The organism is Streptomyces sp. NPDC111802, from assembly GCF_055634335.1.
Map to the genome: position 1 here is coordinate 100,512 of NZ_JBVKCZ010000015.1, position 21,465 is coordinate 121,976.

Consider the following 21,465-nt stretch of genomic DNA (forward strand, 5'->3'; position numbering starts at 1 on the left):
AGGTTTGATGAAGCACCGCGGCAGACACCGTCGACGCAGACAAGGCCGGGCCGTTCGCGCGTTCCTCGCCGGAACCGCCCTCGCGCTCACCGCCGCCGCCACGATGATCAGCGCCTCACAGGCCACGGTCGGTGACAACCCGGGGGCGCTCGATCCCCTCACCAGGGCCGCCGACACCGCCGCGCTGCGCCTCCAGGAGCAGCCGGTCCCGCAGGCCGCCCTCGACGAACTCGCCGCCGGAATGGGCAAGCCGGTCGGTGTCCGTGCCGTTCTGGAGACCGCCGACCGCAGCCTGCGCCAGGCGAGCGGCTGTACGGCCGTCGAGCGCACCGCGCTGCCGGTCGCGCCGGCGGCCACGCGCGCGTACTGCTGGGACTCCGCCGACACCCGGGCCTGGCGGGCGGGCGCCGTCACCACCTCGGGCGACGCCGACGACGACGGCTGGTGGAACGACAATCGGGTGATCCTCTCCGGCTGGAGCCAGGGCACCGCCGACCGGGGCCTCGCCCGGGTCGCCTTCGTCGACGCCAACGACCTCACCCACCTCCGGTACGCCTCGGCCCTCCTGGTCGTCCCGGTGGACGGCGGACGGGACTACCGCGCCCTGCCCTCCCGGCTCTCGGGCATGGTCTGGTACCAGAACAAGCTGCTGGTCACCGCCGCCGACGGTCTGTATGTGTACGACATGAACCGCGTCCAGCGCACCACGGTCGACAGCGCCGCGGTGGGCCGCGTGGACAAGGGCTGGTCGGCGCACGGCAACCGCTTCGTGCTGCCGGCTGTCGGCTCGTACCGTCTGACCGGCCAGAGCGCCGCTCCCCGCATCGGCGGTATCTCCCTCGACCGCAGCACCGCGCCCGACAGCCTGGTCGCGAGCGAGTCGACGCCCGCCGACAGCGACCGGCCCGCCCGCCTGTGGCGCTACGACTTCAGCACCGACCCGGCCCGCCCCGGACTGCTCGCCACGGGCGCCACCGGATCCGTGTCCGTGGTCGAGGCGTACGAGACGGAGGCGTCCGGCATCGAGGGCGTCCTGTCGCGCCGGGCGGACGGCGCCGACCGCTCCCACTGGTACGTGGGCCGCGCCCCGGGCAGCACGGACCGGCACGGCAGTCTGTGGCGCCAGGACACCGACGGCGCCGAGGCGACCCGCTGCGGCGAGGAGAACGCGCCCAGATGCTGGGGCCTCCAGGTCGGCCCCCTGTCGTACTGGGAGGCGACCGGCGAGGTCTGGTCCCAGTCGGGACGGATGCTGTTCGCCATGCCGCTGACGTCGATCGACAGGGCGCTCGGGTAGCCGTGGGCGGCCGGACCGCCGAGGGGACGCCCGGGTGGACGCCGATCGACAGATCGGCCACTCGGGTGATTCCCTGGCCGTCATGACCAACATCCCCGTGACCACCTGGTCCCTGGAGCAGACCTCGCCCACCGACCTCCTCCCGGCCGCCGCGCCGGAGGGTGATGTGCGGATCGTCCGGTCCGAGGTGCCCTCCCCCGAGTTCAGCCGGTTCCTGTACGCCTCGGTCGGCGGGGACATCCTGTGGATCGACCGGCTCAGCTGGACGTACGCACGGTGGCAGGAGCACCTGGAGCGTCCGGGGGTCGAGACCTGGGTGGCCTACGACCGGGGGACGCCCGCGGGGTATGTGGAGCTGAGCCCGCAGGACGACGGGGTCGTGGAGATCGAGTACTTCGGCCTGATCCCGGCCTTCCGCGGCCGCCGAATCGGTGGGCATCTGCTGGCGTACGGCGCCGCGCGCGCCTGGGACCTGGCGGACCGCTGGCCGGGGCTGGCGCCGACGAAGCGGGTATGGCTGCACACATGCAGCAAGGACGGCGAGCACGCCATGGACAACTACCAGCGCCGGGGCTTCAAGCTCTTCGACACCAAGGTCGAGGAGGAGACCCAGGTGGCCGCGCTCGGACCGTGGCCGGGGGCGTACCCAGCCTGACCTGGGCAGAAACGGACCAATACGGCCATGTGACCGACGACACTCGTATCTCACGCTACGGGACACGAGTGTCCGCATGATGGACAAAGCTGGACTCTGTCCAGATCGCCATGCCACGCTTCCGTCATGTCTGGAACTGGGATTGCCTTGGTGAGTCGGCGGCACGTCGACCTCGGCCGCATGTCCAGCGCCATCTGTCCGGCGCGCTGACAGCCCCGCAGCGCCCGACATCTCTCTCTTCTCGCTTCATTCCCGCGCAACGACGCGCACGTATGCCCATGCGCCCGTATGCGCAGGTCAGAGCCGCTTTCCCGCCTGTCCCGAAGGACGTATCAACCATGGCCGCCACCCCGCAGAAGCCTGCCGCCGCGACTCCCCGCCGCAAGGTGAGCCGTCACCGCGGTGAGGGTCAGTGGGCCGCGGGGCACTTCACCCCGCTCAACGGCAACGAGCAGTTCAAGAAGGACGATGACGGTCTCAATGTGCGGACACGCATTGAGACGATCTACTCCAAGCGTGGCTTCGACTCGATCGACCCCAACGATCTTCGCGGCCGGATGCGCTGGTGGGGGCTCTACACCCAGCGCAAGCCCGGGATCGACGGCGGCAAGACCGCGATCCTGGAGCCCGAGGAGCTGGACGACAAGTACTTCATGCTGCGGGTGCGGATCGACGGCGGTCGCCTCACCACCCGGCAGCTGCGTGTGATCGGCGAGATCTCGCAGGAGTTCGCGCGCGGCAGCGCGGACATCACCGACCGGCAGAACGTCCAGTACCACTGGATCCGGATCGAGGACGTGCCCGAGATCTGGAACCGCCTGGAGGCGGTCGGCCTGTCCACCACCGAGGCCTGCGGCGACACCCCGCGTGTGGTCATCGGCTCGCCGGTCGCCGGCATCGCCGAGGACGAGATCATCGACGGCACCTCCGCCATCGACGAGATCCACCGCCGCTACATCGGCAGCAAGGAGTTCTCCAACCTGCCGCGCAAGTTCAAGACGGCGATCTCCGGCTCGCCGCTGCTCGATGTGGTCCACGAGATCAACGACGTCGCGTTCGTCGGTGTCGAGCACCCCGAGCACGGCCCCGGCTTCGACCTGTGGGTCGGCGGCGGGCTGTCCACCAACCCGAAGATCGGTGTCCGGCTCGGCGCCTGGGTGCCGCTGGAGGAGGTCCCGGAGGTCTGGGCGGGCGTGATCGGCATCTTCCGTGACTACGGCTACCGGCGGCTGCGCACCCGTGCCCGCCTGAAGTTCCTGGTCGCCGACTGGGGCGCGGAGAAGTTCCGCCAGATCCTCCAGGACGAGTACCTGGGGCGCGAGTTGGTCGACGGCCCCGCCCCCGCCCAGCCGCTCCAGCGCTGGCGCGACCACGTCGGTGTGCACCGGCAGAACGACGGCCGCTTCTACGTCGGGTTCGCCCCGCGTGTCGGCCGGGTGGACGGCACGACCCTGACGAAGATCGCCGAGCTCGCCGAGGCGCACGGCTCGGGCCGGGTCCGGACCACCGTCGAGCAGAAGATGATCATCCTCGATGTCGAGGAGGCGCAGGTCGACTCGCTCGTCGAGTCCCTGGAGGCGCTGGACCTCACCGCCAGGCCGTCCTCGTTCCGGCGCGGCACCATGGCCTGCACCGGCATCGAGTACTGCAAGCTCGCCATCGTCGAGACCAAGGCGCGCGGCGCCGCGCTGATCGACGAACTGGAGCGCCGTATCCCGGACTTCGACGAGCCGCTCACCATCAACCTCAACGGCTGCCCGAACGCCTGCGCCCGTATCCAGGTGGCGGACATCGGTCTCAAGGGGCAGCTGGTCGTCAACGACAAGGGCGAGCAGGTCGAGGGCTACCAGGTGCACCTGGGCGGCGCGCTCGGTCTGGAGGCCGGGTTCGGGCGCAAGGTGCGTGGCCTGAAGGTCACCTCCGAGGAGCTGCCGGACTACGTCGAGCGCGTCCTGAAGCGGTTCCAGGCGGAGCGCGAGGACGGCGAGCGGTTCGCCACGTGGGCCGCGCGTGCCTCCGAGGAGGCCCTGTCGTGAGCGAGCGGGCCGCCCCCTTCTACTGCCCCTACTGCGGCGACGAGGACCTCCGGCCGAGTGAAGCCCTGGAGGGCAGCCACGGCGCATGGGAATGCGCGGCGTGCAACCGCGCATTCCAGTTGAAGTTCCTCGGTCTGCTCTCCCGGGGACTTCAGCCCAACGACGCAGGGGGAGAGGGGATATGACCGCGATTCAGGAAGAGCGCACGACAGAGGATCTGAAGGCGCTCGCCGAGCAGGCGGGCCGTGACCTGGAGGACGCCTCCGCGCTGGAGATCCTCCAGTGGGCGACCGACACCTTCGGGGCGCGCTTCTGTGTGACCTCGTCGATGGAGGACGCGGTGGTGGCCCACCTCGCCTCCCGCGCCATGCCCGGCGTGGACGTCGTGTTCCTCGACACCGGCTACCACTTCGAGGAGACCATCGGCACCCGCGACGCGGTCGAGGCCGTGATGGACGTCAACGTCATCACCCTCACCCCGCGTCAGACCGTCGCCGAGCAGGACGCCGAGTACGGCCCCAAGCTGCACGACCGCAACCCCGACCTGTGCTGCAAGCTGCGCAAGGTCGAGCCGCTGGAGCGCGGGCTCAAGGACTACGTGGCCTGGGCGACCGGGCTGCGCCGCGACGAGTCCCCGACCCGGGCGAACACCCCGGTCGTCGGCTGGGACGACAAGCGGCAGAAGGTGAAGATCTCCCCGATCGCCCGCTGGACCCAGGACGACGTGGACGCGTACGTCGCCGAGCACGGCGTCCTGACGAACCCGCTCCTGATGGACGGCTACGCCTCCGTCGGCTGCGCCCCCTGCACCCGCCGGGTGCTGGAGGGCGAGGACGCGCGCGCCGGCCGCTGGGCCGGGCGGGCCAAGACCGAGTGCGGGCTGCACGGATGACGATCACCCAGACGAATCAGACCCAGGAGAACCAAGTGACGACCGGAGCCACCGTCTGGCTCACGGGTCTGCCGAGCGCCGGCAAGACCACCATCGCGTACGAACTGGCCGGCCGGCTGCGCGAGGAGGGCCACCGCGTCGAGGTGCTCGACGGCGACGAGATCCGCGAGTTCATCTCGGCGGGCCTCGGCTTCAGCCGCGAGGACCGGCACACCAATGTGCAGCGCATCGGCTTCCTCGCCGAACTGCTCGCCCGCAACGGCGTCAAGGCGCTCGTCCCGGTGATCGCCCCCTACGCGGACAGCCGCGAGGCGGTCCGCAAGCGCCACCAGGAGGGCGGGGCGCCGTACATCGAGGTGCATGTGGCGACGCCGGTCGAGGTGTGCTCCGTACGTGATGTGAAGGGTCTGTACGCCAAGCAGGCGGCGGGCGAGCTGTCCGGGCTCACCGGGGTCGACGACCCCTACGAGGAGCCCGAGACGCCCGACCTGCGTATCGAGTCGCAGCACCAGAGCGTCCAGGAGTCCGCGGCCGCGGTCCACGCGCTGCTCACCGAAAGGGGACTGGCATGACGACGACCGTCGCCAAGGTGGAGGAGGGCACGGACTCCCCGTACGCCCTCTCGCACCTGGACGCGCTGGAGTCCGAGGCGGTGCACATCTTCCGTGAGGTCGCGGGCGAGTTCGAGCGGCCGGTGATCCTGTTCTCCGGCGGCAAGGACTCCATCGTCATGCTGCACCTGGCGCTGAAGGCGTTCGCCCCCGCGGCGATCCCCTTCTCGCTGCTCCACGTCGACACCGGGCACAACTTCCCCGAGGTCATCGAGTACCGGGACCGTACGGTCGCCAAGCACGGCCTGCGACTGCATGTCGCGTCCGTGCAGGACTACATCGACCGGGGCGTGCTCAAGGAGCGCCCGGACGGCACCCGCAACCCGCTACAGACGGTGCCGCTGACCGAGAAGATCCAGAACGAGAAGTTCGACGCGGTGTTCGGCGGTGGCCGCCGGGACGAGGAGAAGGCGCGGGCCAAGGAGCGCGTCTTCTCGCTGCGCGACGAGTTCTCGCAGTGGGACCCGCGCCGGCAGCGGCCCGAGCTGTGGAACCTGTACAACGGCCGCCACGCACCCGGCGAGCATGTGCGCGTCTTCCCGCTGTCCAACTGGACCGAGCTGGACGTGTGGCAGTACATCGACCGCGAGGGCATCGAGCTGCCTCAGATCTACTTCGCGCACGAGCGCGAGGTGTTCAAGCGCGGCGGCATGTGGCTGACCGCCGGCGAGTGGGGCGGCCCGAAGGACGGCGAGAGCGTCGAGAAGCGGCTCGTGCGCTACCGGACCGTCGGCGACATGTCCTGCACCGGTGCCGTCGACTCGGACGCCGTGACGCTGGAGCAGGTCATCACCGAGATCGCCGCGTCCCGGCTCACCGAGCGCGGCGCCACCCGCGCCGACGACAAGCTCTCCGAGGCCGCGATGGAAGACCGCAAGCGCGAGGGGTACTTCTAAGCATGAGCACGACCACGACCGAGGAACTCTCGGCCACCACCCTGCTGCGGTTCGCCACCGCCGGCTCCGTCGATGACGGCAAGTCCACGCTCGTCGGCCGGCTGCTGCACGACTCCAAGTCGATCCTCACGGACCAGTTGGAGGCAGTGGAGCGCGTGTCGGCCTCACGCGGCCAGGACGCGCCGGACCTCGCGCTGCTGACCGACGGTCTGCGGGCCGAGCGGGAGCAGGGCATCACGATCGACGTGGCGTACCGTTACTTCGCCACGCCCCGGCGCCGGTTCATCCTCGCCGACACCCCCGGCCATGTGCAGTACACGCGCAACATGGTCACGGGCGCCTCGACGGCCGAGCTGACGGTGATCCTGGTCGACGCCCGCAACGGCGTCGTCGAGCAGACCCGCCGGCACGCCGCGATCGCCGCGCTGCTGCGCGTGCCGCACGTCGTGCTCGCCGTGAACAAGATGGACCTGGTCGACTACCAGGAGTCCGTGTTCGCCGCGATCGCCGAGGAGTTCACGGCGTACGCGCTCGAACTCGGCGTCCCGGAGATCACCGCGATCCCGATCTCGGCGCTGGCCGGCGACAACGTGGTGGACCCGTCCGCGAACATGGACTGGTACGGCGGGCCGACCTTCCTGGAGCACCTGGAGACGGTCCCGGTCAGCCACGACCTGAGCCACTGCCACGCCCGGCTGCCCGTGCAGTACGTGATCCGGCCGCAGACCGCCGAGCACCCGGACTACCGGGGCTACGCCGGTCAGATCGCCGCCGGTTCGTTCCGCGTCGGCGAGTCGGTGACGGTGCTGCCGTCGGGGCGCACGTCGAAGATCACCGGCATCGACCTGCTGGGCGAGCCGGTCGGCATCGCGTGGACCACCCAGTCGGTGACGGTCCTGCTGGCGGACGACATCGACATCTCGCGCGGCGACCTGATCGTGCCCACCAAGGACGCCCCGCCGACCACGCAGGACATCGAGGCGACCGTCTGCCATGTCGCCGACGCCCCGCTGACCGTCGGCCACCGGGTGCTGCTCAAGCACGGCACCCGCACGGTCAAGGCGATCGTCAAGGACATCCCGTCCCGGCTCACGCTGGACGACCTGTCCCTGCACCCGCACCCGGGTCACCTCGTCGCCAACGACATCGGCCGGGTGAAGATCCGTACCGCCGAGCCGCTGCCGGTCGACTCCTACGCCGACTCGCGCCGCACCGGCTCGTTCATCCTGATCGACCCCAGCGACGGCACCACGCTCACCGCGGGCATGGTCGGCGAGTCGTTCGCCTCGCCGGAGCCGGTCAAGGACGAGGCCGACGACGACGGATGGGACTTCTGACGTGTTGCCCCACGACGTCTACTCCACGTTCGCGAAGGAGGGCGGCCGCGTCGGCAGCGGCGCCCTCGGCAGCGGGCAGGGCGGAGTGGCGCGATGTGTGCGCTGACCCGTCCTTCGTCCATCTGCCGATCTCCCGGCCGCGCCTGACCAGGGCGTGAGTGCCGGGCCACCGAGAGGAACCCCTCCCGTGCCTGCCACCCCCGCCCCGCGACGGACCCTCGCCGTCCTGGCCGCCCTGCCGCTGCTGGCCCTCGCGGCCTGCGGCTACGGCTCTCAGGCCAAGGAGAACACCGAGCAGGCCATCGCGGGGGCGGCCAAGGTCGACGGACTGGACTCCGTGAAGATCGGCTACTTCGGGAACCTCACCCACGCCACCGCGCTGGTCGGCCGGCAGCAGGGGCTGTTCCAGAAGGAGCTGGGCGGCACGACGGCGGAGTACGCCACGTTCAACGCCGGTCCTTCGGAGATCGAGGCGCTGAACTCCGGGTCCATCGACATCGGCTGGATCGGCCCCTCCCCCGCCGTCAACGGCTACATGAAGTCGGGCGGCAAGAACCTGCGGATCATCTCGGGTTCGGCGTCGGGCGGTGTGAAGCTGGTGGTCGACCCCGAGAAGATCAAGTCCCTCAAGGACGTCAAGGGCAAGAAGATCGCCACGCCGCAGCTCGGCAACACCCAGGACGTGGCGTTCCTCAACTGGGTCTCCGAGCAGGGCTGGAAGGTCGACGCGGAAAGCGGTCAGGGCGACGTCTCGGTGGTCCGCACCGACAACAAGATCACCCCGGACGCCTACAAGTCCGGCTCGGTCGACGGCGCGTGGGTGCCGGAGCCGACCGCCTCCAAGCTGGTCGCCGAGGGCGGCAAGGTGCTGCTCGACGAGGCCGACCTGTGGCCGGACAAGAAGTTCGTGATCACCAACGTGATCGTGTCGCAGAGCTTCCTGAAGGAGCACCCGAAGGCCGTGGAGGCGGTGCTGCGCGCCTCGGTGAAGGCCAACAAGTGGATCGACGCCAACCCGGACAAGGCGAAGGCCGCGGCGAACGCGCAGCTCAAGGCCGACACCGGCAAGCCGCTGCCGGCCGAGGTGCTCGACCCGGCGTGGCGGTCCATCCAGGTCACCGACGATCCGCTGGCGGCCACGCTGAACACCGAGGCCGAACACGCGGTCAAGGCGGGGCTGCTGCAGCAGCCGGACCTGACCGGCATCTACGACCTCACCCCGCTGAACAAGGTCCTCAAGGGCGAGGGCGAACCCGAGGTCGACGACGCCGGGCTCGGCGTCCAGTAAGCCCCATCCGGAGAGTTCCCAGGAGGTGACGACCATGGCAACAGCCCTCGCCAAGGCCGCTGACACGGATACGTCCGTGGAGCACGCCGCACGCATCGAGCATGTCTCGAAGTCCTTCGCCGGCCCCGCCGGGCAGCAGCTCGTCCTCGACGACATCACGCTCGATGTCGCGCCCGGCGAGTTCGTCACCCTCCTCGGGGCGTCCGGCTGCGGCAAGTCGACGCTGCTGAACCTGGTGGCCGGGCTGGACAAGCCGACCGCGGGCGGCATCACGACCGACGGGCGCCCGGCGCTGATGTTCCAGGAGCACGCCCTGTTCCCGTGGCTGACCGCGGGCAAGAACATCGAACTCGCCCTGAAGCTGCGCGGGATCGCCAAGGCCGAGCGGCGCGAGCGCGCCGAGGAACTCCTCGCACTCGTCCGTCTGAAGGGCGCGTACGGCAAGCGGGTGCACGAGCTGTCCGGCGGTATGCGCCAGCGCGTCGCCCTGGCTCGCGCGCTCGCCCAGGACAGCAAGCTGCTGCTGATGGACGAGCCGTTCGCCGCGCTGGACGCGATCACCCGGGACGTGCTGCACGACGAACTCACCCGTATCTGGCGGGAGACGGGCGTGTCGGTGCTGTTCGTGACGCACAACGTGCGCGAGGCGGTCCGGCTGGCCCAGCGCGTCGTCCTGCTGTCCTCGCGGCCGGGCCGTATCGCCCGGGAATGGACGGTCGACATCCCGCAGCCGCGCCGCATCGAGGACGCCGCGGTCGCGGAGCTGTCCCGGGAGATCACCGAAGAACTGCGTGGGGAGATCCGCCGCCATGGCCAGCACTGAGACCACCGCCAAGGACGGCAGCGATCTCGCCGGACTCGAGGCGGGCCTGGACGCCCTGGACACGGTCCAGACGAGCCGTACGCCGTTCCGCAGGACCCTGACCCAGAAGATCCTGCCGCCGATCGTCGCCGTCGCCCTGGTCCTGGGCATCTGGCAGCTCCTGGTGTCGACCGGCGTCGCCGGCGACCCGACCAAGCTGCCCGCGCCGGCCGACGTATGGGGCGAACTGCGCGAGTCCTGGCTGCAGGGCACGCTGCACCAGTACATCTGGACGTCCGTGTCGCGCGGCCTGCTGGGCTTCCTGCTGGCGCTGGCGATCGGGACGCCGCTGGGCCTGCTGGTGGCGCGCGTGAAGTTCGTGCGGGCGGCGATCGGCCCGATCCTGTCCGGTCTGCAGTCCCTGCCGTCGGTCGCGTGGGTGCCGCCGGCTGTGATCTGGCTGGGCCTGAACGACCGGATGATGTTCGCGGTGATCCTGCTCGGCGCGGTCCCTTCGATCGCCAACGGCCTGGTGTCCGGCGTCGACCAGGTGCCGCCGCTGTTCCTGCGGGCGGGCCGCACACTGGGCGCGACGGGTCTGAAGGGCACCTGGCACATCGTGATGCCGGCCGCACTGCCCGGCTATCTGGCCGGTCTGAAGCAGGGCTGGGCCTTCTCGTGGCGTTCGCTGATGGCCGCCGAGATCATCGCGTCCTCCCCCGACCTGGGCGTGGGCCTCGGCCAGCTCCTGGAGAACGGCCGCAACACCAGTTCCATGTCCACGGTGTTCTTCGCCATCCTGCTCATCCTGATCGTCGGCATCGCCATCGACCTGCTGATCTTCAGCCCGCTGGAGCGGTGGGTGCTGCGCAGCCGCGGTCTGCTGGCAAGGAGCTGAGAGTCCGATGTCCGTGAAACCGGTCCTGCTCGTCATCGCCCACGGCAGCCGCGACCCGCGGCACGCCGCGACCGTGCACGCCCTCGTACGGCGGGTCCGTTCGCTGCGCCCGGACGTACGGGTGGAGACCGGCTTCCTGGACTTCAACATCCCGTCGGTGCAGGGGGTGCTGGAGTCGCTGGCGGCGGAGGGTGTCCGGGACGTCGTGGCGCTGCCCCTGCTGCTGACGCGCGCCTTCCACGCGAAGGCCGACATCCCGGCGGTCCTGCGCGACGCGCCGCGCCGGCTGCGGATCCGGCAGGCAGAGGTACTGGGCCCGGCACCGCTGCTCGTGTCGGCCCTGGAACGACGTCTGTACGAGGCGGGACTGACGCCCGCCGACAAGTCCTCGACCGGGGTCGTGCTGGCCTCGGCGGGGTCCACCGACCCGGAGGCGATCGCAGTGATCGCAGAAATCGCGCGGGAGTGGCGGCACACCGGTTGGTGCGCCGTGCGACCTGCGTTCGCCTCCGCCGGTTCTCCCGCGGGGTTCCCGCGCACCGAGGACGCGGTGCGTGAGCTGCGGGAACTCGGCTGCGAGCGGGTGGCCGTGGCGCCGTACGTCCTGGCCCCCGGTTTCCTCCCGGACCGCATCGCACGGGGCGCGGCCGGGGCGGACGTGCTGGCGGACGTGCTCGGGCCGGCGCCGGAGGTGGCGCGGGTCCTGCTGGAGCGGTACGACGCGGCGCGGGTGCCGGTGCTGGCGGCGGTCGGGGCCTGAGAGGGCCCTCGGCGGCCGGGGCCGTGGAGCGCCCCCGCACGGCCCCCGGTGTCACACTCCGAGCACTCGGTCCAACTGCTGGACCAGGGTCAGGCTGCCGCTGCCCGCCGTCACACGGGTGCGGACGGCCTCCAGGGCGAAGCGGATACGGCCTCGGTTGGGGGGCAGGCCGTCCTGGGTGGCGTGGTGCAGTTCGTCCCGGACGATCTCTCCCTGCGGGACGAGCGCCGGGTTCTCGATGCGCAGCAGCTCCACGAGCCGCTCCGCGAGGCGCAGCACCGCGGCGGGGTCGGCGCCGTTGTCGGACGGTCCGTCGAATTCACGGATGTTGTAGCTGCTCACTGTCCCGCCTTCCGTGGTTGCGCCGATCACCATAGGACAACAACCACCCCTTGTCCCGCAGTTGGACCGAGCCGCGGTGAGATGATCAGCTCGGGTTGACAACCGCCTCGTCGGCCAGCCGTACCAGCTCCGCCACCGGCATCGATCCCGGCGCCCGCCGCTCGCGCGCGAAGGTGTTGGCGAGGTGCTGGAGGAGTTCGTTCAGCGGGGTCGGTACGCCGTGCAGACGGCCCAGCAGAGCGATCTCGCCGTTGAGGTAGTCGGCCTCGATGGTGCCGGTGCCACGGGTGAGGGACTGCCAGGAGGAGCCGCCGCCGCGCGGTGCCCCGTCGAGGGGGACCAGGGTGACCTTGTCGCCCCGTACCGCGTGCTGTTCTTCGGCGCTCGCGTACGCGATCCCGGCGGCGTCGAGCACGGCCGCGCCCTCGGCCCGCACCCGCCGGAACAGCGCCGCGGCCTCCTCGCTGTCGACGGGGCCGGTCACCGCCTCCAGCGCGTTGCCGAGGTTGGACAGCAGCTTGGCGTACTGCCAGCGCGCCACGTCCGCCACCACCGGCGCCTCGAAGTGCGACTTCTCCAGGTCGGCGGCGATGAGGCGGGCGGTCTCGTCGGTGCCGTGCGGATGACGGCCAGGGCCTGTTTGCCAGACAGGCCCTAGGTGCAGGATGCCGGTGAGGGGACTGCCGGCGGCGGAGACGACGCCGGGTTCGACGTACGTCGACGGCAGCCAGACGCAGACGCCGTAGACCCGTCGGAAGAGCCGCAGGGCGAGGCGCTGGCCCTCGACGCCGTTCTGCGCGCAGAGCAGCGGCAGCCGCTCGGCGGCCGTACCGCCACCGGCGACCGGGACGGGACCCCAGGTCTGCAGCGCGGCCACGCTGTCCTGCGTCTTCACGGCGAGGACGAGGACGTCGTCGGGGCGCAGCTCCCCGAGCGCGGCGGGTCCGTCGACGACCGGCAGCCGGTGGGTCAGCTCCCCTTCCGGCACCCTGAGCCGCAGCCCTTGATCCCGTAGGGCCTCGAAGTGGGCGCCCCGGGCGACCAGGACGACCTCGTGTCCCGAGCCGGCGAGCCGTCCGCCGATGACGCCGCCGACCGCCCCGGCCCCGATGATGACGTACCTCAAGGTCACTCCCCCTCGGCGCTGAACGGCGTCCCCTGGTGGAAGTACATCTGCCACCCGGCGTCCGTCCGCCGCCACAGCGAACTGCGGTGCGCGCGCCTGCCGTCGTTCTCCGTGTCGAAGGTGAGGTGGACGACGTCGGGGGCGAGCTGGACGCCCCGAATCTCAGAGGTGACGACGTATCGGTCTGCCGGGTCGGTGTCCACGGGCAGGCGGGTCACGGTCGACGCCCGGTCCCAGCGGCGTCCCGAGGAACCGAACTCGTGGAACTCGGGGTGCAGGAGTGCGCCGAGCAACTCGGGCGAGCGGCGGACCTCGGGGTCGAGCAGTCTCAACTCGCCCTCGATGGCAGCTTCCACAGCGTTGGTCCGGACGTCAGTCACCAGTCATCTCCACGAGTTTCACGACGGTGTTCCAGTTACGGCTGGTGGCAATCAAACCCTTGTTGATCCGGGGTCTCGACAGAATTTCGGCGAGCTTGGAGCGGCCCAGGCCGTTCGGGGCGTACAGGTACAGCGCGCGGTCGCCGAGCCGGAACTCCTCCGGGAGGTGGGCGGACTGGTCGATCTCCGCGAAGCGCTCGGCGTCGACCGGGGCGGAGAAGTAGGTGACATGGAGCTGCTTGGGCTCCAACTCCGCTGCGGGGAAGGGGCAGTTGTCCACGACCGCCGCGAGGTAGGCGTGGTCGCGCACGATCACGTCCACGGCGAAGCCGAAGCGCTTCTCGATCGCTGTCGTGAGCTCCGCCGCCAGGGACCCCTCGTCGCCGTGGTCGGCGGCGAACACCGCCTGGCCGCTCTGGAGGTAGGTGCGTACGTCGCCGTAGCCCAGGCCGGTCATCAGGGTGCGCAGCTCCGCCATCGGGACTTTTCTGCTGCCGCCCACATTGATCCCGCGCAGCAGCGCCGCATACGTCGTCATTCGGCCACCTTAAAGCGGCGTGAGCGGATGAGGGTGGCCGTCGCGCCCAGTGGGGGCGGGCACGACGACCGGAACCCGTAAGTTACTTACCGGTCAGCAAGAAGCACAACCCTTCGCCCGGTCCACGGCCTCCTCCCCCTGATCTCCACCCCCGACCGGGCCGGATAGATGTAAGGGACCGCCATCCTCCCCAGTGGGGAGAGCCCGGGGGCCGAGGGGATGAGTTCCGGCCGCCGCACTTCACCGGGCAGCACGACGAGATGGCTTTATCCGCCCCATACCTTCGAACGAAAGGAGGCGGCAGGGGGCCGCCACCGCAATACAAGGGGGCAAGCCCGTCATGGTGAACGGAGATACGCGGGTGCGGGGTCTCGCCGCTCGCGCCGGAGGCTGGAGCGCCCGGCACCGATGGGCTGCCGTCGGCATCTGGGTGCTGTTCGTCGTCCTGGCGATGGGACTGGGCTCGGCGGCCGGCCGGGTCGACGTCAAGGACAGCGACCAGCTGAAGGGCGAGACACACACCGCCGCCAAGATCATCGAGGACGCCGGCATCGAGGAGCCGGCCAGTGAGACCGTCCTGATCCAGGCCAAGGACGGCTCGGTCAAGGCCACCGACAGTGAGTTCCGCAGCGCCGTCACCGCGGTAGTCAAGGCGGTCGAGGGCACCGGCAAGGTCACGGACGTGACATCGCCGTACGACACGCGGACGATCTCGAAGGACGGCCGCAGCGCGCTTGTGCAGTTCGACATCCGCGGGGACTCGGACACCGCGGGTGAGCGCGTGGAGCCGGTGCTGAAGGCGGTCGAGGACGTCCAGAAGGATCACGGCTCGCTGCGGATCGAGGAGATCGGCGGCGCGAGCATGATGAAGACGTTCGACGACGCGTTCGGGGACGACTTCCAGAAGGCCGAGTACTCCGCGGTGCCGGTGGCCCTCGGCATTCTGCTCATCGCCTTCGGCGCGCTGGTGGCGGCCCTGCTGCCGGTGCTGCTGGCGGTCACCGCGATCATGGCGACGATGGGCCTGATGGGCATCGTCAGCCATGTCATGCCGATGAGCGACACCGCCAACTCCGTGATGCTGCTGGTCGGCCTCGCCGTCGGCGTGGACTACTGCCTGTTCTATCTGCGCCGGGAGCGTGAGGAGCGCCAGGCCGGACGGGACCCGCAGACCGCGCTCAGGGTCGCCGCCGCCACCAGCGGCCGCGCGATCATCGTCTCCGGTGTCACGGTGTGCGTGGCGATGGCGGGCATGCTGTTCACCGGTCTCGCCGAGTTCGAGGCGATGGGCCTGGCCTCGCTGATGGTCGTGGCGGTCGCCATGGTCGGCTCGGTCACCGTGCTGCCGGCACTGCTTTCGCTGCTGGGCGAGCGGGTCGAGAAGGGCAAGATCCCCTTCCTGCACCCGGAGAGCCGGCTCCGCCGCAACCGGGGCCGCGGCAACCGCGAGAGCCGGTTCTGGACGGCCGTGCTCAAGGGAGTGCTCGCACGGCCCGTCATCTCGGTCGTGGTGGCGGCCGGCGCCCTGCTCGCCATCGCGGCTCCCGCGGTCGGCATGAAGACGCAGAACCTCACGCTGGACCAGGAGTTCGGCGACTCGCTGCCCATCGTGCAGACCTACAACCGGGTCAACGAGGCCTTCCCGGGCGGTTCCGAGCCGGCCGAGGTGATCGTCAAGGCCGCCGACATCAACGCTCCCGAGGTGAAGTCCGCGCTCGCCGACTTCCGTGACCGGGCGATCAGTTCGGGTGCCTCGCGCGGCCCGGTCGAGATCAAGCTGCACGACGAGCAGAACGTCGCCTTCGTGTATGTCCCGCTGGTCGGCGGCTCCGACCTGGACAAGGCGGGCGCGAGCCTGGACAAGCTGCGCGACGATGTGCGCCCGGCCACGCTGGGCAAGGTGGACGGCGTCGAGGCGCCGATCACCGGGCAGGTCGCCGGCTCGAAGGACTTCAACGACCAGTTGGCCGGATCCGTGATCCCGGTCTTCGCCTTCGTCGTGGTCTTCGCCTTCGGGCTGATGCTGCTGTCGTTCCGCTCGCTGACGATCGCCGCCACGTCGATCGCGCTGAACCTGCTGTCGGTGGGCGCGGCGTACGGCATCCTCGTCGCCGTCTTCCAGCACGGCTGGGGTGCGTCCCTGGTGGGCGCGGAGGGCGTCGGCGCCATCATCACCTGGCTGCCGCTGTTCCTCTTCGTGATCCTGTTCGGCCTGTCGATGGACTACCACGTCTTCGTGGTCTCGCGGATCCGCGAGGCACGTCTGCGCGGCCGTACCACGAGGGACGCGATCCAGCACGGCGTGGTCACCACGGCCGGGGTCGTCACCAGCGCCGCGGTCATCATGGTCGCCGTGTTCGCGATCTTCGGCACGCTGTCCATGCAGTCCATGAAGCAGATGGGCGTCGGCCTCGCGGCGGCCGTCCTCATCGACGCGACCATCATCCGGGGCGTCCTGCTCCCGGCGGTGATGGCCCTGCTGGGCGAGCGCAACTGGTACTTCCCGAAGTGGCTGCGCCGCCTGCCCGACCTGACCCACGACGAGGCGCCGGAGGCGGTGACCCGGGGGGCCGCTCGGGACGACGAGGGTGAGCGGGTGCCGGTCTGACCCCGCCTGCCCGACAGAGGGCCCGTTGGTTCCGGGGGAACCAACGGGCCCTCGCTCATGCCCTGGCCGCCCGCAGTTCCGCCTCGATGAGGTCGGCGGCACGCCGGGTACCGCCCTCCTGGGCCATCTCCGTCCGGATGTCCTTCAGCCGCCGGGCGACCTCGGGGTCGTCGACGAGCGCGAGGGCGGTCTCGCGAAGCTTCCGCGCGGTGGCCTGCTCCGTCGGGACGTGCCGGGCGACGCCGAGCGCCTGGAGCATGTCCGCGTTGCCGAACTGGTCCACGGCCTGCGGTACGGCGATCATCGGGGTGGCCGTGGCCAGCCCCTCCTGGCTGCCGCCGGCGCCGGCGTGGGTGACGAACAGGTCGGCCTGCTTCAGGATCGCCAACTGCGGGACCCAGGAACGCACTTCGACGTTCGCGGGTGCGTCGCCCAGGTCGGCCGCGTCGACATGCGGGCCGACCTGGAGCACCAGGTGCCAGCCCGGCAGATCGCCGAATGCACGCACACACTCCCGGTAGAAGGCGGGCTGCTTGGTGAAGGACGACCCGAGAGAGACGAGTACGACCTTCTCGGCGCCCGCCGGGCGCTGCCAGTCGCCCTCGGCGGCGCGGTCGCCCTGGCAGGCACCGACGAACGTGTGCACCGTCTCGTCGACACGGTCGGCGTTGGGCTGCAGGGCCCGCGGGATCAGGACGAGCGAGCGGTCGGGCCGGCCGACGAAGGGATCGGGGTGCCGGGTGACGCCGTTCTCCTCCAGCCATGCCTGGAAGCGCCGGTAGTACGCTTGTCCGCGCTCGGTCTTCTTCGGCTCCGCCCACATCGGCTCGGCGACCTCCTCCTCATAGCCCTCCCAGGCCACGAGGTTCGGCGACAGCGAGATCGCGGGTACGCCCCAGCGGTGGGCGAGGACGCGGGCCGGGTACGAGGTGATGTCGTGCAGGACGAGATCCGGCTCGTCCCCCTCGTACGCCTCGATCAGCTGCGGGAGGGCCTGGATCGCGTCGGCCAGGAACGGCTCGACGTTGTCCAGCAGAGTGCTCCCCCAGGCTTCGGGGTCCGCGTCCGGCCCCGGCAGCGTGGAGTTCCAGAGCTTCGGCTCCGCACCGGTCCCGGCGACCTTCTCGGCGAAGGCCGGCGGAATCGCGTACGTGACCCGATGCCCGCGCGCCACGAGCTCGCGGATCACTTCGAGACTGGGGTTCACGTGGCCGTGGGCGGCGATGGAGAACATGGCGATGTGAGCGGGACTGGTCATGACAGGGACACTAATCGAGACGATACGTCTCGTGCAACGTCGTTTCAGGGTGCCGGCACGTCGTGCAACTTCAGCCACGCCCCCGACGGGGCCTCATCGACGAGGACCAGCGGGGTGCGACGCCCGTCGATCCGTACGATCCCGGCGTCCACCCGTGGCACGGGCGCGGCCAGGTCAGGATCGTCAGCAAGGGCACGTTCCCGGCGCCCGAGAACGGTGTGCGCGGAGGCCGGGCGGTGAGGAAGTCCTCGCCCATGCCCCGGACCTGAGGTGTGTCCGAGAAGCGTGAGCGAAGGGCAGGGCCGAGCCGGGGGGCGATCTCGTAGGCGAGGAAGCGTTGACGGTGCGGGGCGAGCAATTCGGTCAACTCACCTTTCCCGGTGCCGACTTCGAGCAGCAGGGGCGCCCGTCTGGTTCGCGACGGACCAGCGGGCTTGGCTCCGCGAGCCGGTCAGGGCCCGGGCCGCGGCGCATTCGTACGGGGTGTGGCTGCCGCGGACGGACGCCAGGCGGGGAGTCGCGGGCAACCGAATTGCTCCCGCCTCGCTTCAGCGCTGGTAGCGGGCGAGCACCAGGTTTCCGTCCTCCTCCAGCCGTTCGCGCAGCTCGGCGAGTCCGATCGCGCCGCTGTAGTACTCCTGGAAGGCGGGCGTGGCGACCTTGTCCTTCCATTCGGGGTAGCCGCGTACCGACTGGGCGGGCGCCGAGCGCAGGTGTTCGGCGAGGGCGGTGCCGGTGGCCCAGTCGTTCTCGGTGGTGTGCAGGGCGGGGTCCTTCAGTGCCTCGGTGCCGGTGGGCAGCATCCAGTCGCCGAGCGCGAGGCGCACCATGTTCTCGGGGCGGAGCAGGAAGTCGATGAACCGGGCCGCCTCCCGCTGGTGCGGGCTGTCCTCGGCGATGGACAGGGTCTGCGGGCTGACCCCCTGGGCGAGACCGTCGGCGCCCGCCGGGGCGGGCAGCACCTGCCAGTCGAAGCCCTTCGGCGCCTGCTGCACGATCTGCTGACGGTACGAGAAGCCGAGCGGGACCATCGCGTACCGGCCGCCGAAGAAGCCCGGCAGGGTGTCCGAGCCGCCGCTGCCCAGGGTCGTGGGCGAGGCGCTGTGGTCGGCGTTGACCTGGTCGTGGACGGTGCGCGGCATGACCTCGTCGGCCCCGTCGAAGCGGACGGTCACCTTGCCGTCGGCGCCCCGGTGGAAGAGCTGTCCGCCGGACGACAGGGACAGGTTGAGCGTGGCGGAGACGGGTTCCTTGAGCGGCCAGGCCACGCCGTACTTGCCGTCGCCGCTCAGTCGCTCGGTGACGTCCCGGAACTCCGCCCAGCTCCATGGCTGTTCGGCGGTGGGGATGCGCACGCCTGCCTCCTTCAGCCACTTCGCGTTGGCGATGAGCACGCGCGGCTCCTGGAGGAACGGGACACCGTAGATGCCGTCCCCGTAGGTCGCCGTCTCCCAACTGCGCCCCGGAATATCGGACTTGAGCCGCTCGGGCAGCAGGTCGGTCAGATCGGCGAGGTAGCCGCCGTACGCGAAGTCCGCGAGGTCGTCCGAGGCGTCATGGATGATGTCCGGCGCCTCACCGCCCTCGAAGGAGGTGAGCAGCTGGTCGTGGACGCCGTCCCAACTGCCCTGGACATACTCGACCTTGACGTCCGGATGGGCCGCGTTCCACTCCTTCACCAGCTCCCTGTTGACCTCGACGGACTCCTCCTGCCAGGCCAGTGACTGGAAGCGCAGGGTGATCCGGCCGCCCGAGGTGTCACCGTCGTCACCGCTGCATCCGGCGAGCAGGAGGGCCAGAGCCAGGACCGGGGCCGACAGCAGTCTCGTACGCATCAGCTCTTCACCGCCCCGGCGAGCATGCCGCCCGTGATCCGTCGCTGGAGGACCGCGAACACGACCAGCGAGGGCAGTGTCGCGAGGAACGCGGCGGCGGCCAGCGGGCCGAGGTCGGCGACCCCTTCCGCGCCGATGAAATGGGTGAGGACGACCGGCAGGGTCTGCTTCTCGGGGGTCTTCAGCAGCACGAGCGCGAAGAAGAACTCGTTCCACGCCGTGACGAACGCGAACAGCCCCGTCGCCACGATCCCCGGCGCCAGCAGCGGCGCGGTCACCGAGACCAGGGTCCTCAGGCGCCCGGCCCCGTCGACCGCCGCCGCCTCCTCCAGCTCGGGCGGCACCGCACGGACGTATCCGACGAGCATCCACAGCGCGAACGGCAGCGCCCACACCACGTACACCATGATCAGCCCCGGCATCGAGTTGATCAGCCGCAGGTTCTTCAGCACCAGGAACAGCGGGATGATCACCAGCACCAGCGGGAACGCCTGGCTGACGACCACCCAGCCGGTCGCCGCCCGCGCGAGCGGGGTGCGGTGGCGGCGGGCCATGACATACGCCATCGGGGTCGCGAGGAGTACGGCGATCAGGGCGGCGCCGAGCGCGGCGAGCAGGGAGTTGAGCGCGGCGTGCAGCAGGGGCTGCTCGTCGAAGGCCTGGCGGAAGTTGGCGAGGGTGGGGTCCTTCGGGATCCAGGTGGGGTGCAGACTGCCCAGCTCGCGCGGGGGTTTGAAGGCGGTGGAGAGCAGCCAGAGGAAGGGGAGGGCGAGGAAGAGAAGGTAGGCGAGCAGGGCGAGGTACTGTCCGGCGCGGCCGGTCCGGCTGGTCCTCAACGCTCGTCACCCCCCTTGAGACGGCCGACCAGGAACACAGCGAGGAGTATCGAGATCACCGCGACCATCACGCATCCCATGGCCGCCGCGTAGCCGAACTGGCCGTAGCGGAAGGCCTCTTCGTAGGCGAAGAGCATCGGCAGCCGGGTGCGGCCGCCGGGGCCGCCGCTGGTGAGGACGTAGACCAGGGCGAAGGAGTTGAAGTTCCAGATCAGGTTGAGTGCCGTGATGGAGAGCGCGACGGGTCTGAGGGCGGGCCAGGTGACCGTGCGGAAGCGACGCCAGGCGCCGGCGCCGTCCACGGCCGCCGCCTCGTGCAGCTCGCGCGGGGTGTTCTGGAGGCCGGCGAGCAGGGCGACCGTCGTCGTCGGCATGCCCGCCCAGACGCCCACGACGATCACGGCGGGCAGGGCCGTGCCGAGTCCGCTGAGCCAGTCGCGGCCGTCGCCGAGGCCCAGATCGCGGAGGGTCTCGTTGAGGATGCCCGCGTCGGGGTTGTAGACCAGCCGCCACATGACGCCGACGACGACCTCGGGCATGGCCCACGGGACGATCGCGAGGGCGCGGGCCAGCCAGCGCAGCCGCAGGTCCTGGTTGAGCAGGAGGGCGAGGCCGAGCGCCAGCAGGAACTGCGGCAGGGTGACGCCGACGGCCCAGACCAGGCCGATCCGGAACGACTCCCAGAACAGCGTGTCGTGCAGCAGATCCCGGAAGTTGAGGGCGCCGATCCACTGGGTGGGCCGGGTCCGTCCGGACTGGGCGTCGGTGAAGGCCAGCAGGATGCCGTAGAGCAGCGGTCCGACGCTCAGGATCAGGATGGGGATCAGCGCGGGGAGTACGAGGAACCAGGCGCCGTGATCCGTGACGCGCCGTCGCCCCGTGCCGCCCGGCGCGGGTCTCACCGGCCTCTCCGCCTCGGTCACCGATGTCACGGAATCAGCCCCTTTGCACGGCTCGGGTGGGCCCCGTCATGGTCGTGAAGGCGCCGTACCCCGTCAAGGCCGCGCGCACGCGGTCCGACCTGTGGAAATGCGAGACTGAGCGGCGATGGCGGGAATCCGACGCCGTTC

22 protein-coding genes and 1 pseudogene are annotated in these 21,465 nt (G+C 70.5%); 14 read left to right on the top strand and 9 right to left on the bottom strand.

From position 1 onward, the window contains the following. Window positions 1–7 precede the first annotated feature (7 nt). From ACZ7NC_RS18665 to ACZ7NC_RS18725, 13 genes are all read left to right on the top strand, one after another. Window positions 8–1,297: a hypothetical protein gene (locus ACZ7NC_RS18665; RefSeq protein ID WP_471489551.1), complete on the top strand. Its 1,290-nt coding sequence runs from the start codon at window positions 8–10 to the stop codon at window positions 1,295–1,297. Between the two features lie 82 nt (window positions 1,298–1,379). Beyond that, on the top strand, window positions 1,380–1,952 hold the full coding sequence (locus ACZ7NC_RS18670) for a GNAT family N-acetyltransferase (RefSeq protein WP_471489552.1): 573 nt from the start codon (window positions 1,380–1,382) through the stop codon (window positions 1,950–1,952). 126 nt (window positions 1,953–2,078) lie between these two features. Further along, complete coding sequence (locus ACZ7NC_RS18675) at window positions 2,079–2,162, top strand: putative leader peptide (protein WP_310591794.1); 84 nt, start codon at window positions 2,079–2,081, stop codon at window positions 2,160–2,162. Window positions 2,163–2,290: 128 nt separating this feature from the next. After that, the gene (locus tag ACZ7NC_RS18680; protein WP_471489553.1) at window positions 2,291–3,988 is read left to right on the top strand and encodes a nitrite/sulfite reductase; all 1,698 of its coding nucleotides are present in this window, start codon (window positions 2,291–2,293) and stop codon (window positions 3,986–3,988) included. Further along, on the top strand, window positions 3,985–4,173 hold the full coding sequence (locus ACZ7NC_RS18685) for a hypothetical protein (protein ID WP_471489554.1): 189 nt from the start codon (window positions 3,985–3,987) through the stop codon (window positions 4,171–4,173). Before ACZ7NC_RS18680 ends, ACZ7NC_RS18685 begins: the two co-directional genes overlap by 4 nt. Next, window positions 4,170–4,880 (top strand): phosphoadenylyl-sulfate reductase, encoded by a 711-nt coding sequence (locus ACZ7NC_RS18690; RefSeq protein ID WP_471489555.1) that lies wholly within the window; start codon window positions 4,170–4,172, stop codon window positions 4,878–4,880. The genes ACZ7NC_RS18685 and ACZ7NC_RS18690 overlap by 4 nt, the downstream gene beginning before the upstream one ends. Further along, window positions 4,877–5,452, top strand: a complete 576-nt coding sequence (gene cysC, locus ACZ7NC_RS18695) for an adenylyl-sulfate kinase (RefSeq protein ID WP_471489556.1) — start codon at window positions 4,877–4,879, stop codon at window positions 5,450–5,452. The genes ACZ7NC_RS18690 and cysC overlap by 4 nt, the downstream gene beginning before the upstream one ends. Beyond that, a complete protein-coding gene (gene cysD, locus ACZ7NC_RS18700) occupies window positions 5,449–6,387 on the top strand; it encodes a sulfate adenylyltransferase subunit CysD (RefSeq protein WP_471489558.1) in 939 nt (312 codons plus the stop codon). The genes cysC and cysD overlap by 4 nt, the downstream gene beginning before the upstream one ends. 2 nt (window positions 6,388–6,389) lie before the next feature. Next, window positions 6,390–7,724, top strand: a complete 1,335-nt coding sequence (locus tag ACZ7NC_RS18705) for a sulfate adenylyltransferase subunit 1 (protein ID WP_471489559.1) — start codon at window positions 6,390–6,392, stop codon at window positions 7,722–7,724. Window positions 7,725–7,911: 187 nt separating this feature from the next. Further along, complete coding sequence (locus ACZ7NC_RS18710; RefSeq protein WP_471489561.1) at window positions 7,912–9,012, top strand: aliphatic sulfonate ABC transporter substrate-binding protein; 1,101 nt, start codon at window positions 7,912–7,914, stop codon at window positions 9,010–9,012. A gap of 34 nt (window positions 9,013–9,046) precedes the next feature. Beyond that, window positions 9,047–9,835, top strand: a complete 789-nt coding sequence (locus tag ACZ7NC_RS18715; RefSeq protein WP_471489563.1) for an ABC transporter ATP-binding protein — start codon at window positions 9,047–9,049, stop codon at window positions 9,833–9,835. After that, window positions 9,822–10,712, top strand: a complete 891-nt coding sequence (locus ACZ7NC_RS18720; RefSeq protein WP_471489565.1) for an ABC transporter permease — start codon at window positions 9,822–9,824, stop codon at window positions 10,710–10,712. Before ACZ7NC_RS18715 ends, ACZ7NC_RS18720 begins: the two co-directional genes overlap by 14 nt. Before the next feature lie 7 nt (window positions 10,713–10,719). Beyond that, window positions 10,720–11,472: a sirohydrochlorin chelatase gene (locus ACZ7NC_RS18725; RefSeq protein WP_471489567.1), complete on the top strand. Its 753-nt coding sequence runs from the start codon at window positions 10,720–10,722 to the stop codon at window positions 11,470–11,472. A gap of 51 nt (window positions 11,473–11,523) precedes the next feature. On the opposite strand, the gene ACZ7NC_RS18730 is transcribed toward ACZ7NC_RS18725, so the two are convergent. The 4 genes from ACZ7NC_RS18730 to ACZ7NC_RS18745 form a co-directional block, all read right to left on the bottom strand. Beyond that, a complete protein-coding gene (locus tag ACZ7NC_RS18730; protein WP_471489569.1) occupies window positions 11,524–11,814 on the bottom strand; it encodes a hypothetical protein in 291 nt (96 codons plus the stop codon). A gap of 85 nt (window positions 11,815–11,899) precedes the next feature. Beyond that, window positions 11,900–12,940: a ketopantoate reductase family protein gene (locus tag ACZ7NC_RS18735; protein WP_471489571.1), complete on the bottom strand. Its 1,041-nt coding sequence runs from the start codon at window positions 12,938–12,940 to the stop codon at window positions 11,900–11,902. A gap of 2 nt (window positions 12,941–12,942) precedes the next feature. Then, window positions 12,943–13,320 (bottom strand): nuclear transport factor 2 family protein, encoded by a 378-nt coding sequence (locus tag ACZ7NC_RS18740; protein WP_471489573.1) that lies wholly within the window; start codon window positions 13,318–13,320, stop codon window positions 12,943–12,945. Next, window positions 13,313–13,858: a DUF1697 domain-containing protein gene (locus tag ACZ7NC_RS18745; protein WP_471489575.1), complete on the bottom strand. Its 546-nt coding sequence runs from the start codon at window positions 13,856–13,858 to the stop codon at window positions 13,313–13,315. The genes ACZ7NC_RS18740 and ACZ7NC_RS18745 overlap by 8 nt, the downstream gene beginning before the upstream one ends. 340 nt (window positions 13,859–14,198) lie before the next feature. Between ACZ7NC_RS18745 and ACZ7NC_RS18750 the strand changes: the two genes are divergently transcribed. Further along, window positions 14,199–16,466, top strand: coding sequence for an MMPL family transporter (locus tag ACZ7NC_RS18750; protein WP_471489577.1), 2,268 nt, complete (start codon window positions 14,199–14,201; stop codon window positions 16,464–16,466). Window positions 16,467–16,521: 55 nt separating this feature from the next. Here ACZ7NC_RS18750 and mgt read toward each other — a convergent pair whose 3' ends face one another. The 5 genes and pseudogenes from mgt to ACZ7NC_RS18775 form a co-directional block, all read right to left on the bottom strand. After that, complete coding sequence (gene mgt, locus ACZ7NC_RS18755) at window positions 16,522–17,724, bottom strand: macrolide-inactivating glycosyltransferase (RefSeq protein WP_471489578.1); 1,203 nt, start codon at window positions 17,722–17,724, stop codon at window positions 16,522–16,524. 104 nt (window positions 17,725–17,828) lie between these two features. Beyond that, window positions 17,829–18,169: pseudogene (locus ACZ7NC_RS18760) on the bottom strand (rRNA adenine N-6-methyltransferase family protein); the annotation flags it as partial. Window positions 18,170–18,272: 103 nt separating this feature from the next. Beyond that, window positions 18,273–19,559 carry an ABC transporter substrate-binding protein gene (locus tag ACZ7NC_RS18765; RefSeq protein ID WP_471489580.1) on the bottom strand — a complete coding sequence of 429 codons (1,287 nt, stop codon included), beginning with the start codon at window positions 19,557–19,559 and terminating at the stop codon, window positions 18,273–18,275. Further along, entirely contained in the window at window positions 19,559–20,395 is an 837-nt protein-coding gene (locus ACZ7NC_RS18770) for a carbohydrate ABC transporter permease (RefSeq protein WP_471489582.1), read from the bottom strand. The genes ACZ7NC_RS18765 and ACZ7NC_RS18770 overlap by 1 nt, the downstream gene beginning before the upstream one ends. Beyond that, window positions 20,392–21,327, bottom strand: coding sequence for a carbohydrate ABC transporter permease (locus tag ACZ7NC_RS18775; RefSeq protein WP_471489583.1), 936 nt, complete (start codon window positions 21,325–21,327; stop codon window positions 20,392–20,394). The genes ACZ7NC_RS18770 and ACZ7NC_RS18775 overlap by 4 nt, the downstream gene beginning before the upstream one ends. Window positions 21,328–21,465 lie beyond the last annotated feature (138 nt).